This is a genomic window from Lutibacter sp. (genome assembly GCF_040883305.1).
Taxonomy (GTDB): domain Bacteria; phylum Bacteroidota; class Bacteroidia; order Flavobacteriales; family Flavobacteriaceae; genus Lutibacter.
Genome location: NZ_JBFLKT010000236.1, coordinates 1 through 13,355, shown reverse-complemented (window position 1 = coordinate 13,355; position 13,355 = coordinate 1). Strand labels below are relative to the sequence as shown.

Below are 13,355 nucleotides of genomic sequence, written 5' to 3'. Positions count from 1 at the left end.
TTAATTTCAATAGAGCGATGAATTAAAGTACTTATATTGCTAATAGACAATTCATTAAACTTCTTTATCTTATTCCAAAGTTTAACATCATAAGTTAAGCCATATTTAATGATTTCAGCTAATCCAGAACGTATTTCACGTTCCGTTACTGTTTCTAAATATCGAGGATCAATAAGCACCATTTCCGGATCTGAGAACAATCCAATTTGATTTTTTAAAACACCTAAATCAACACCTGTTTTTCCACCTACTGATGCATCAACCATACTTAATAAAGTGGTAGGGATATTAATAAATTTAATCCCTCTTTTAAAGCAAGATGCAACAAAACCACCTAAATCTGTTATTACACCACCCCCTAAATTAATTAGTAAACTTTTTCTGTCAGCACCTAATTCGGTTAATGCGTGCCAAACTCCGGTGCAAGTATCCAGATTTTTGTTTTCTTCTCCAGATTCAATTTCAATAATTTCAATTTCAGAAGTCGTTTCCAAAGATTCCAATAAAGTTGGTAAACAATATTGATTGGTATTTTCATCAACTAAAATAAAAATTTTAGAAGTTTTATTTGAAGCTAAATAAGCGTTCAATTTCAAATAAGCATCTTCATTAAAGTTTACAAAGTAATTATTGGATAATATAGGTTTCATTTTGGATAATATTTTTGTACAAATTAAAGGCAAAAAAATGGAAAAATAAACTGTTTGTAATTATCTTTGATTAAACATAATTTACAATGGAAAAATTATTTGATAATACAGAGGTTGCCTTTGCGATAAAGTCAAACGCCGAACTAGATAGAGCCTTTTATCTTTTTGAAATGATAAAACGCGAACCGCTAGTGAAAATTGGGACAGCAGTAACCAGATTTGCTCTTAAAACACATTTACCGGTTGAAGGAATAATTAGGGCAACTGTATTTGACCATTTTTGTGGTGGTGTTACAGAAGATGATTGTATGCCTACAATAGATAAAATGCACTCCAAAAATGTACACTCTGTTTTGGATTATTCAGCTGAGGGTAAAGAGGTTGAAGAACAGTTTGATCTAGCTATGGAAAAAACTTTAAACACTATTAAATTTGGAAAAGAAAAGCCAAGTATTCCGTTTGCCGTTTTTAAGCCAACAGGTTTTGGAAAGTTTAAGATTTATCAAAAAATAACTGAAGGAGAAGCACTAGATGCGCACGAAGAAATAGAATGGAAACGCATAAAAGAAAGGTACGACATAGTTAGTAAAGCGGCTTTTGATAGAGACGTTCCATTATTAATTGATGCTGAAGAATCATGGATGCAAGATGCTGCTGACGATTTAATTGAAGAAATGATGCGTAAATACAACAAAGAAAAAGTGATTGTATTTGGAACATTGCAATTATATCGATGGGACAGATTAGAATATCTTAAAAAGTTACATGAACGTGCTAAAAAAGAAGGGTTTAAAGTAGGTATGAAATTAGTGCGCGGCGCATATATGGAAAAAGAGCGTGAACGCGCTGAAAAGAAAGGGTATGCAGATCCTATTTGCCCAAATAAAGAAGCTACAGATGCAATGTTTAATGATGTGTTAGCATATATGTTTAAAAACATAGAAGATATGGCTATTTTTGCTGGAACCCATAATGAAGAAAGTTCCTATTTATTAATGGATTTAATTGCAAAATCTGGTTTAGATAAAGATGACAGAAGATTGTGGTTTGGTCAATTATATGGTATGAGTGACCATATAAGTTATAATTTATCAGATTCGGGTTATAATGTTGCAAAATATTTACCTTTTGGGCCGGTAAGAGATGTTATGCCGTATTTAATTAGACGTGCTGAAGAAAATACATCTGTTGCCGGACAAACGAATAGAGAACTTCGTCTATTAAAAGAAGAAAGAGAACGAAGAAAAATTTAATCATTTTTTTGAGTGTTTTCTTTTATAAAAACCCTAATAAATTAAAAATCGTTCAATAACTAAAAGTATAAATTAGTTGTTGAACGGTTTTTTTAAAAAGGTGATAAACCACTATTATATAGTTGTTTTTATAAAACAGTTTTATCACTCATATTGTATCCACGTAAAAAAACTGCAATACTATAATCAGTCTAAAACACCAAAAGCATACAAATTGCGTCAATAATTCCCCAATTCTAGCTAACTAATGGTAAGTTGTTAAATATCATATCAATACGTTTTTTACAATTCTAATTATTTTGAAGAAATCATAATTCAAATTTTGTTACAATAAACCAAATAAATCAATTACTTTTGCAGCTTCTAAAAAAATATGGAATATGCAATCAATTAGAAATATAGCAATTATAGCCCACGTTGATCACGGTAAAACTACGTTGGTTGATAAAATTATCGATCAAGCTCACATATTAGATGAGCGAAAAGTTAGAACTGATCTATTGTTAGATAATAATGATTTAGAGCGTGAGCGAGGAATTACTATTTTATCTAAAAACGTTTCAATTAATTATAAAGGTGTAAAAATAAATATTATTGATACTCCTGGTCACGCCGATTTTGGTGGAGAAGTGGAGCGCGTATTAAAAATGGCAGATGGTGTTTTACTGCTAGTTGATGCTTTTGAGGGACCAATGCCGCAAACGCGTTTTGTATTAGGTAAAGCTTTAGAACTAGGACTAACTCCAATTGTTGTTGTAAATAAAGTGGACAAGCCAAATTGTACACCAGATTTAGTGCACGAAAAAGTTTTTGACTTAATGTTTGCATTAGATGCTACTGAACAACAATTAGAATTTGATACCATTTATGGTTCAGCTAAAAACGGTTGGATGAGTAGAGATTGGAAAGATGAAACTACAGATATTGTAGCTCTTTTAGATTCAATTCTTGAAAATATTCCTGAAGCACCTTATAAAGAAGGAACAGTTCAAATGCAAATTACATCTTTAGATTTTACATCTTTTGTTGGTAGAATAGCAATTGGTCGTGTTTATAGAGGTGATTTAGAAGAAGGAAAAGATTATATGTTATGTAAAGCTGATGGTACTTTTAAAAAAGTACGTATTAAAGAATTACATACATTTGAAGGTTTAGGAAAAGATAGAGCATCTAAAGTTAGAAGTGGAGATATTTGTGCGATTACAGGTATAGAAGGTTTTGATATTGGAGATACTATTGCAGATATTGAAAATCCTGAAGCACTACCAAGATTAAAAGTAGATGAGCCTACTATGAGTATGTTGTTTACTATTAATAATTCTCCTTTTTATGGTAAAGAAGGTAAATATGTAACTTCTCGTCATTTAAGAGATAGATTGTATAAAGAAACTGAAAAAAATCTTGCTCTTAGAGTAGAAGACACAGATACTGAAGAAAAATTCAATGTTTTTGGACGTGGAATTTTACATTTATCTGTTTTAATTGAAACAATGAGAAGAGAAGGATATGAATTACAAGTTGGTCGTCCACAGGTAATTATCAAAGAAATTGACGGTGTTAAATGTGAACCATACGAAACCTTAGTAATTAATGTTCCTGAAGAATCGGCAAGTAAAGCAATTAACCTTGTAAGTTTAAGAAAAGGTGATTTATTGGTAATGGAACCGAAAGGAGACTTACAACATTTAGAATTTGATATTCCTTCTAGAGGATTAATAGGATTACGTAATAAAATTTTAACGGCAACACAAGGTGAAGCGATTATAAACCATAGATTACGTGGTTTTGATGCTCATAAAGGAGAAATTGCAACTTCAAATAATGGGGCAATTGTTTCTGCTGAAACAGGTAAAGCTACTGCATATTCTATAGATAAATTACAAGATAGAGGTAAGTTTTTTATTGAGCCAAATCAAGATATTTATAAAGGTCAAGTTGTTGGAGAAAATAATAAACAAGAAGATATGTCTGTTAATTTAATTAAAGGTAAAAAATTAACAAACGTTCGAAAATCTGGAACAGATGATAGTGTAAAAATTGCTCCAAAAGTAGATTTCTCTTTAGAAGAATGTATGGAATATATTAAAGAGGATGAGTACTTAGAAATAACACCACTAAGTTTACGTATGCGTAAAATATCTTTTAGATAACGCAACATAAGTAACAAACATATTTTTAATTAGACCTTAATTTTGATAAACTTTTATCAATTATTAAGGTCTAATTATTTATACCCTAAATGTTACTTTATTATGAAATCAATTAAAAATCTTGCAATTTTACTTTTTATATTATTAATTTCTTCTTGCTCTTCGTCCGATAATGATATCGACATAAATGATCAATCTTTAATTGAGAATGAAATTATTGAAAGTATTAATACTAATACAACACTAACCGAGAATGAACGTGACGATATTCTATATTTAAGAGAGGAAGAGAAATTAGCTAGAGATGTATACTTAAATTCATTTAATAAGTACGGGCTGAAAATTTTTAGCAATATAGCTTCAAGCGAAGAAACCCATATGAAAAATGTGCTGAGTTTAATTACAACATATGGATTAGAAGATTCTGCTTCAAAAGAAATAGGTGTTTTTAATAATTCAGAATTACAACAATTGTATAATCAACTGGTAGAAAAAAGCAATATTTCTTTAATCGATGCGCTAATTATTGGCAATACAATTGAAGATTTAGATATTTATGATTTAGAATTAAATGAAGAAAGAACTACTAAAACAGATTTATTAAACGTTTACAGTTCATTAAAATGTGGTTCTAGAAACCATTTAAGAAATTATTACGAACAATTAACAAATAATATTGGAAATTATTCACCTCAATATATTAGTCAAGAATTATTCAATAATATAATAAATACTTCCAATGAAAAATGCGGCAATAATTAAAACAATAGTACTATTATTCTTTATAATTACATCTATTTCTTGTAAAAATAATAAAGAAGTTATTAAAAACAATGCCCTTGCGCTAGAAGAAAACACCTTCAATGGGAAAGAATTATTAGAACAAAAATGTTATATATGTCATTCCGTAACTTCAAAATCTCATGATGATATAATTGCACCTCCAATGGTTGCAGTAAAGCGCAGATATTTACGTTCGTATAATACTGAAAATGAATTTGTAGAAGCAATGACTAATTGGGTGTTAGATCCAAAAGAGGAAAATGCACTAATGTATGGGGCAGTTCAAAACTTTAAAGTAATGCCTAAGCAGCCTTTTAATAAGGAAGAAATTATTAAAATTGCAACTTATATTTTTAATAATGAATTAGAAAAACCTAGTTGGTTTCAAAAACATTTTAATGAAGAACATCCAAACGGAATGGGAAAAGGAAATAGAAACAGAAGAGGAATGATTAAAAATAATTGAATATTTTCAATATTTTAACAACAATATAATCCTAAAAAATTAACCATTGTTTGTCACTTACAAACAATGGTTAATTAGATTATTCTTAAAAAAATACTTTTTATTTTAATATTCTTTTTTCAATTGCATTATTAGCAAACCAAACAAGAAATACAGCGATTACTATAGTTATTAAAGGTAAAATAACTCTAGACCCAGTTAAAGCAACAAATTCTTGAATAAATAAATTATAAACAACTTGCACAACTACAGTTACAAAAGACACTAAAAATAGTAGCTTTGCCAATTTTTTCTTTAAAACTAGTGCAAGAGATCCTAAAAAACCAGAAAATACTGCAATTGCAAATGCGGCAGTAATCCAGACAGGTACATTTGCATAATAGGCTTGTTCATTTTCTGCTAATAAGGATAAGGCTTCATCTGTCATATAAGCTTGACCTAAGTATGCTACTACACCCATAATATTCCAAAATAAGGCGATACTACTTATTATCCAAAAGATTGTACCTGGTTTTGTTGTTGAATTTGACATAATATAAATTATTTTGATTAGTTAAAAGTCATAAATCTATGCACAAAGTAGTATAATTATTAAAATTAGCCAAATTTTAACCAATTGAAAATCAATGTAACCCACCATAGTTTTAGTTCTTGTTTTTTAATTATTTATTAAAAAAGTTTAAAGAAACTTAATCTTATTGTGCTTTTTTATTTAGATTTCCTTATTTAAATCAGCCTTTTTAAAATATTTTATATCAATATTTTAACTTGCCCTATAAAAAATTAAACAGGAAGTGTTATATTTGCAAAAGTTTTCATTATATTATAACATATTAATTTAAACAAGTCATTTAAATATCTTCAGTTGTATTTTGTAAATCAATTTTAAAAATTGTTTTCATAAAAAAATAATTTTATTTCAAATGACAACCTTAACTGTTTAGGAAACAACAGAATAAACATATAAAATTTAACATAAATAATTAATGGCAGGATCACAAGAAACATTTGGTAAAAAAGAAAGAGAGAAGAAAAGATTAAAGAAAAAGAAAGATAAACTTTTAAGAAAAGAAGAGCGTAAAGCAAGTGGACAAGACAACATGTTTGTGTATGTTGACGAGTTTGGACAATTAACAGATACGCCACCAGATCCATCCAAAAAAATTAAAGTTGATGCAGAGAGCATCGAAATAGGAATTCCTAAAAAAGAAGATAGAGAAGAAGAAGTTCCTGTTGATAGACAAGGAAAAGTTTCATTTTTTGATACTTCAAAAGGTTTTGGTTTTATAATTGATTCCAATTCACAAGAAAAGTTTTTTGTTCATGTAAGTGGTATTTTAGAAGAAATTGCTGAAAATGATAAAGTTACTTTTGAACTTGAAAAAGGGTTAAAAGGTATGAATGCTGTACGCGTTAAAAAAATATAATTTTTAAAATAAATACTCTTTTAAAAGCTACTTTTTGAGTAGCTTTTTTATTGATTAAATAATAGAATATACAGCAATTTAATAAAGTATATTTACAAATAAAGAAACATGGCAACATTTTTAGAATTAGGAGTTCATAAAGAGTTTATTCAAGGTTTAAAAGAACTAGGTATAAAAGTACCTACAGAAGTACAAAAAGCAACAATTCCAGTTTTATTAAAATCTAAAACAGATTTAATAGGTTTAGCGCAAACAGGAACTGGAAAAACAGCAGCTTTTGGGTTGCCAATTTTACAAGCTATAGACGTTAATTCTACAAACATTCAGTCGTTGATTCTAGCACCTACAAGAGAATTAGCGCAACAAATTAAAAAACAACTTTTTAAATACACCAAATATTTAGATTCTAAAATTTTTATTGAAGCAGTTTATGGTGGTGAAAAAATTGAACGTCAGATTACCAATTTAAAAAGAACCACACATATTGTAGTTGCTACTCCTGGAAGATTGATAGATTTAATTGAAAAAGGAGAAATAGATTTAAGTAAGGTAACAACATTGGTACTTGATGAAGCTGATGAAATGTTGAGTATGGGTTTTAAACAAGACTTAAATAGAATTTTAAAATATACTGGTAAAAAGAAAAATACTTGGTTGTTTTCGGCTACAATGCCTGAAGAAATTCAGCAAATTATTAAAACATATATGGCTGCGGATGCCGTTAAAATTGCTGTTAATAAAAATACTTTAGTAAATGCAAATATTACGCACCATTATATAAAAACAACTATTAAAGAAAAACCAGAATTACTAATTAAAATTTTGGAACGTAGATCTAACGAAAGAGGAATTATATTTTGCAGAACTAAAGCTGGTACACAAAATTTAATGAATTTTTTAAAAGATGAAGGTTTTTCTGTAGATGCTTTAGAAGGAGATATGCAGCAAAAAGAGCGTGAAAAAGTAATGCGCGCTTTTAAAAATGGAAGTTTACAGGTGTTAATTTCAACCGATGTTTCTGCACGTGGAATTGATGTAAATAACTTAGGTTTTGTAATTCATCATCAATTACCAGAACAGTTAGAATACTATACACATAGAAGTGGTAGAACGGCCAGAGCAGGAAAAGCAGGTTTTTCAATTGCGCTAATTTTACCAAATGAATTACAAAGAATTCAAGATCTTCAAAAAGCATTGGGAATTAAATTTGTTGAAATTTCAATATAGCTTAATAACTTTTAAATACTATTAATCAATTTAGTGCTAATACTTATTTCTCAAGAAATTGATAAGATTAGCATTAAATAATATTTTTTTGATGGTTTTCATAAAATAAATTTGTCAGATTTACTTATTTTGGACACTAATTAATCCGTTTTAAAATATTCAATTAAAATAGTTAGCTATATATAACAATGTAGATTTCATTATAAATTTCATATTATTTTAAAGATTCTTTAAGAAAATTAGTACTTTTAGACTTCAAAAAAATATTTTTTAATGAAACACATTTCTGCACTACTAATTTTAGTCACCTCTATTTTTGGGTTTGCTCAAAATTCAAATGAAAACACTCTAGAAAATCATTCTGAAATTATAACTCAAGGTCCGGATAAAGGTACTTTATTAATTGTTGGTGGAGCGGCATCTAATTATTTTTATGAAGAATTTATGAAACTTGTTGGTGGCGAAAACGAACCTATTGTTGTTATTCCAACTGCAGGCACAAGTGAAGTAATTTCTCAAGAAAATTTAGATAGTTTCAAAAATAGTTTTATAAAAAAAGGGTTTAAAAATGTTACTGTTTTACACACTCATAATCGAGAAGAGGCCAATACAAAGGAATTTATTGAAGTATTAAAAAATGCAAAAGGAGTTTGGTTTAGCGGTGGAAGACAATGGAGATTAGCAGATTCGTATTTAAATACAAAAACGCATGAAGCATTTAAAGCACTTTTAGATAGAGGTGGAGTAATTGCCGGAAGTTCTGCTGGAGCCACCATTCAAGGCTCTTATTTGGCTCGTGGAGATACAAAAACCAATACAATTATGATGGGTGACCACGAAGAAGGATTAAATTTTTTAACTAATGTGGCAATAGACCAACATTTATTAGCAAGAAACCGCCAATTTGATATGTTTGATATTTTAGAGAATCGCCCAGAATTATTGGGGATTGGTTTAGATGAAGATACAGGGATTATTGTTAGAAATAATACTTTTGAAGTTATTGGAAGCAGTTATGTTGCAATTTATGATGGTACCAGATGGTTAAAAGACAAAAACGAAATTATAAAGTTGCCAAAAGGTAGCAGAGATTTTTATTTTCTTAAAAAAGGAGATACATATAATCTAAATGAACGTAGAATTATTAGAGATTAAAATTATAAAATAACGGAATAATTATGAAAAAAATACTAATTATTGGTTTACTGATAGGTACTATAACAGCTTCCTTTTCACAAAAAAAAGTATTAGATCACAAAGATTTTGAGACTTGGAATGCTATAAAAAATCAGAAAATTTCAGCTGACGGAAATACTATTATCTATTTAGTTGAAAAAGGTGAAAAGGATAGTCATCTTAAAATAAAAAACAATAAAGGGCAACTTATTTATGAACACGAAAGAGCTGAAAGACCACTCTTTACAAATAATTCAAAATTTGCGTTATTTACTGTAAAACCTTGGAAAGACAGTATTAAAGAATTAAAACGAAGAAAAGTAAAAAAAGATAAATTACCTAAAGATTCATTGGCAATTTATAGTTTTGAACATAAAATGCTTTCAAAAATTGGAAATGTAAAATCCTTTAAAACTCCTGAAAAATGGGATGGCTTTGTGGCGTATTTGTTAGAAGATATTAAAACTGTAAAAAAAGAAAAAGATACTACTAAAAACGACACAATTAAAAATGAAACCAAAAACAAGAAAAATAAAAAATCTAAAAAAGTAGGAAAAGACAATGGTTATCATTTAGTTTTAAGAGATTTAACTACTAAAAAACAAGATACTTTTAAATTTGTTACAGATTATATTTTTGCTGAAGAAGGAAAGCGACTGGCTTTTACAACAACAGGTGTAGATTCTACTGTAAATGCTGGTATTTATGTACTTAACTTAGAAAACAAGCAGTTAAGTGCTGTTTTTGAAGCAAATAATAAAACTAAATATTACCAGTTAAATTTTAGTGATTCCGGTAAAAATTTAGGGTTTGTTGCCGATTTAGATACTACAAAAGTTCAAGTAAGACCAAATGAATTGTTTCATTGGACAGAAGGCAAACCTAAAGCTCAAAAATTATTAGATCCTGCTTCTGCACCAAAAGGTTATAGAGTTTCTTCAGACGGAAATATTTATTTTTCTAAAGATGAAACTAAACTGTATTTTGGTTTGGCTAAACCGCCAATTGTTAAAGACACCACTTTATTAGATGAAGAAATTGTAAACGTAGAAGTTTGGACGTATGACGAACCTAGATTGTACACAGTTCAGGAATTACAAGTAAAAAATGATGCGAAAAGATCGTATGTAACCGCAATTCATTTAGCAAATAATAAATTAGTGCAATTAGGTTCAGAAAATTATCCTTCTACAGAAATTGGTAATGAAGGAAATGCTGAATTTGCATTGCTAAGTAACCCAGAGGCGTACCTTTTAGAAAGTCAGTGGACTGGAAATTCGGCACGTGATTATGCAATTGTAAACACAAATACAGGAAATATTACTGAAATTTTAGATAAAATTAGCGGACGTGTACGTTTGAGTCCTAGTGCTAAATATGCGTATGGATACAATACTGTCGATAGTACTTGGTTTACCGTTAATTTAGTTTCAAAAAAACTAACTAACCTTACAAAAGGAAAGGTTTTTTATGATGAATTGAATGATTCACCAGTAAATCCGAGATCTTACGGAGCTGCAGGTTGGACAGAAAATGATGCTTCAATTCTGTTATATGATAGGTTTGATGTTTGGGAATTTAATCCGGAAAATGGCTCGAGTAAAAACTTAACAAACGGACGTCTTTCTAAAACCAGCTATAGATATATTGAATTGGATAGAGAAGAACGTTTTTTAGATAAAAAAGAAAAATGGTTATTCTATACGTTTAATGAAACAACTAAAAATTCAGGTTATTTTGAATTTAATCCAAAAAATAATAAAGGAAAACAACTAATATCAGATGCATATCGTTTTTCTCAACCAACAAAAGCAAAGGATTCTAAAAATGTAATTTTCACAAAACAAAGTTTTGAAGTTTTTCCAGATATCATTTATTCAGATTTAAACTTTAAAAAACAAACAAAAATATCCAATGTAAATCCGCAACAAAGTGAATACAACTGGGGAACAGCAGAATTGGTAAATTGGACATCTTTAGATGGAGATGCATTGACAGGAATGTTAATAAAGCCAGAAAATTTTGATCCTTCAAAAAAATATCCAATGATTGTAAATTTCTATGAAAAAAGTTCTGACGGACTCTTTAGTCATAAAGCACCTTCACCAGGAAGATCTACAATAAGTTACAGTTTTTATACAAGTAGAGGCTATTTAATTTTTAATCCAGATATAAATTACAAAATTGGGTATCCAGGAGAAAGTGCTTATAGTTGTGTTATTCCTGGGATTACTTCACTTATTGAAAAAGGCTTTGTAGATAAAGACAATATTGGAGTTCAAGGACACAGTTGGGGAGGTTATCAAATAGCATATTTGGTTACAAAAACGGATATTTTTAAAGCAGCAGAATCTGGTGCTCCTGTTGCAAATATGATTAGTGCTTATGGTGGAATTAGATGGTGGACAGGTTTAAGTAGACAATTTCAATACGAACATACACAAAGTAGAATAGGAGGTACACCTTGGGAATATCCTGCACGTTATGTGGAAAATTCACCTATTTTTAATATTGATAAAATTAATACACCTCTTTTAATTATGCATAATGATGCTGATGGTCACGTGCCTTGGTATCAAGGTATAGAGTTTTTTGTTTCCTTAAGGAGATTGGGAAAACCTTCTTGGTTTTTAAATTATAATAAAGAACCACATTGGCCATTAAAAATGCAAAATAGAAAAGATTTTAATATTCGTATGCAACAATTTTTTGATTATTATTTAAAAGGTGCTCCAATGCCACTTTGGATGAAAAGAGGTGTGCCAGCTATTGAAAAAGGAATCAATCAAGGATATGAATTAGTTCCAGATTCTGAGTAATTCTTTAAAATATTTTAATGAAAACAGCTTCAGTAAAAGAATTAAAAACAGAATTAAATGATTGTTCAAATTCAGAATTAATTGAACTTGTTTTAAGACTTTCAAAATTTAAGAAAGAAAATAAAGAACTTTTAACGTACTTGTTATATAAGGCATCTGATGAGGATGCCTATATTGCAGGTATTAAAATTGAAGTTGAGCAATTATTTCAAGAAATAAATACTTCTAGTTATTATTTTATGAGAAAAAGTGTTCGTAAAATTTTACGGATTGTTAAAACTTATATACGGTATTCTAAAAAGAAAGAAACAGAGGTTGAATTATTACTTTATTTCTGCAAGCGATTAAAAGACTTAAAACCTTCAATTATGCGGAATATCACACTTAAAAACCTGTTTGAAAGACAAGTGGTATCCATTGAAAAATCAGTAGCAACATTGCACGAAGATTTACAATACGATTATACTGTTGAGCTTCAAAAATTAAAGAAATAGACCAGAGAAATACATCGTTAAAAAAATATTTTTCATAAAAAAGTTGCATACACACTAATAAAGGCTGTATTTTTGTGCGTTTTTTAAATTACAAATGTGACGTTAACTACTACAGACTTAGAAGAAAAAAAAACTGGTAAAGAATTATATAACTATCAGAAAGAAGCAATTACAAAAATTTTCAAAAGATTTGAAGAAGCTCCCGATGATTATCATTTGCTCTTTCAATTGCCAACTGGAGGTGGAAAAACTGTCATTTTTTCTGAATTAGTGCGTCAATACTTAAAACACCACAATAAAAAAGTATTAATTCTTACCCATAGAGTAGAACTTTGTAAACAAACTTGTTCTATGTTATCAGACTTTGGAGTTGTTAATAAAGTAATTGATAGTAAAGCGAATTTAGATGATCATAGAGATTATTCTTGCTATGTTGCAATGGTTGAAACGTTGAATAATAGGTTAAATGATAATAAATTAGATATTTCAGATATAGGGTTGGTTATTATTGATGAGGCTCATTACAATTCTTTTACAAAACTGTTTAAGTTTTTTGAAAAATCTTTTATTCTAGGAGTAACTGCAACGCCTTTAAGTTCTAATATTCAGTTACCTATGACCGATAATTATGAAGAATTAATTATTGGGGAATCTATAGAAACACTGATAAAAAACAATTTTCTAGCAAAGGCAAAAACATATTCTTATAATGTTGGATTAACATCTTTAGTTGTTGGAATCAATGGAGATTATACTGTAAAATCTTCTGATGATTTGTACACAAATAGTGAAATGTTAGGCAAATTAATAAGGGCTTATGAAGAACGTTCTTTAGGAAAGAAAACATTAATTTTTAATAACGGAATTAACACTTCAATAAATGTGTTTGAAGCGTTTAAAATGGCTGGTT

The 13,355-nt window shown here is 28.9% G+C and carries 12 protein-coding genes; 10 read left to right on the top strand and 2 right to left on the bottom strand.

The features are described 5' to 3' along the window. A partial coding sequence (locus tag AB1Z17_RS07470; RefSeq protein ID WP_368051179.1) for a 3-dehydroquinate synthase family protein occupies nucleotides 1-650 on the bottom strand: 650 nt, incomplete at its 3' end. Nucleotides 651-736: 86 nt separating this feature from the next. Here AB1Z17_RS07470 and AB1Z17_RS07465 point away from each other — a divergent pair. The 4 genes from AB1Z17_RS07465 to AB1Z17_RS07450 all read left to right on the top strand — a co-directional run bounded on the left by AB1Z17_RS07465 (nucleotide 737) and on the right by AB1Z17_RS07450 (nucleotide 5,302). Further along, complete coding sequence (locus tag AB1Z17_RS07465; protein ID WP_368051178.1) at nucleotides 737-1,903, top strand: proline dehydrogenase family protein; 1,167 nt, start codon at nucleotides 737-739, stop codon at nucleotides 1,901-1,903. A 380-nt stretch (nucleotides 1,904-2,283) separates the two neighbouring features. Further along, a complete protein-coding gene (gene typA, locus AB1Z17_RS07460) occupies nucleotides 2,284-4,053 on the top strand; it encodes a translational GTPase TypA (protein ID WP_368051177.1) in 1,770 nt (589 codons plus the stop codon). Nucleotides 4,054-4,155: 102 nt separating this feature from the next. After that, nucleotides 4,156-4,815, top strand: a complete 660-nt coding sequence (locus AB1Z17_RS07455) for a DUF2202 domain-containing protein (RefSeq protein ID WP_368051176.1) — start codon at nucleotides 4,156-4,158, stop codon at nucleotides 4,813-4,815. Beyond that, complete coding sequence (locus AB1Z17_RS07450; protein WP_368051175.1) at nucleotides 4,793-5,302, top strand: c-type cytochrome; 510 nt, start codon at nucleotides 4,793-4,795, stop codon at nucleotides 5,300-5,302. The genes AB1Z17_RS07455 and AB1Z17_RS07450 overlap by 23 nt, the downstream gene beginning before the upstream one ends. A gap of 100 nt (nucleotides 5,303-5,402) precedes the next feature. Here the strand turns inward: AB1Z17_RS07450 and AB1Z17_RS07445 are convergent, their stop codons facing one another. Beyond that, nucleotides 5,403-5,834 (bottom strand): hypothetical protein, encoded by a 432-nt coding sequence (locus tag AB1Z17_RS07445; RefSeq protein WP_368051174.1) that lies wholly within the window; start codon nucleotides 5,832-5,834, stop codon nucleotides 5,403-5,405. A gap of 454 nt (nucleotides 5,835-6,288) precedes the next feature. Here AB1Z17_RS07445 and AB1Z17_RS07440 point away from each other — a divergent pair, with 454 nt between their 5' ends. From AB1Z17_RS07440 to AB1Z17_RS07415, 6 genes are all read left to right on the top strand, one after another. Then, nucleotides 6,289-6,729 carry a cold-shock protein gene (locus AB1Z17_RS07440; RefSeq protein ID WP_368051173.1) on the top strand — a complete coding sequence of 147 codons (441 nt, stop codon included), beginning with the start codon at nucleotides 6,289-6,291 and terminating at the stop codon, nucleotides 6,727-6,729. A 108-nt stretch (nucleotides 6,730-6,837) separates the two neighbouring features. Then, nucleotides 6,838-7,956, top strand: coding sequence for a DEAD/DEAH box helicase (locus AB1Z17_RS07435; protein WP_368051172.1), 1,119 nt, complete (start codon nucleotides 6,838-6,840; stop codon nucleotides 7,954-7,956). Between the two features lie 273 nt (nucleotides 7,957-8,229). Beyond that, nucleotides 8,230-9,111 (top strand): cyanophycinase, encoded by an 882-nt coding sequence (locus AB1Z17_RS07430; RefSeq protein ID WP_368051171.1) that lies wholly within the window; start codon nucleotides 8,230-8,232, stop codon nucleotides 9,109-9,111. A 23-nt stretch (nucleotides 9,112-9,134) separates the two neighbouring features. Further along, nucleotides 9,135-11,951: an alpha/beta hydrolase family protein gene (locus tag AB1Z17_RS07425; protein ID WP_368051170.1), complete on the top strand. Its 2,817-nt coding sequence runs from the start codon at nucleotides 9,135-9,137 to the stop codon at nucleotides 11,949-11,951. Between the two features lie 17 nt (nucleotides 11,952-11,968). Beyond that, on the top strand, nucleotides 11,969-12,445 hold the full coding sequence (locus AB1Z17_RS07420; protein ID WP_368051169.1) for a hypothetical protein: 477 nt from the start codon (nucleotides 11,969-11,971) through the stop codon (nucleotides 12,443-12,445). Between the two features lie 96 nt (nucleotides 12,446-12,541). Beyond that, the coding region (locus AB1Z17_RS07415) for a DEAD/DEAH box helicase (protein WP_368051168.1) at nucleotides 12,542-13,355 on the top strand (814 nt) is incomplete at its 3' end.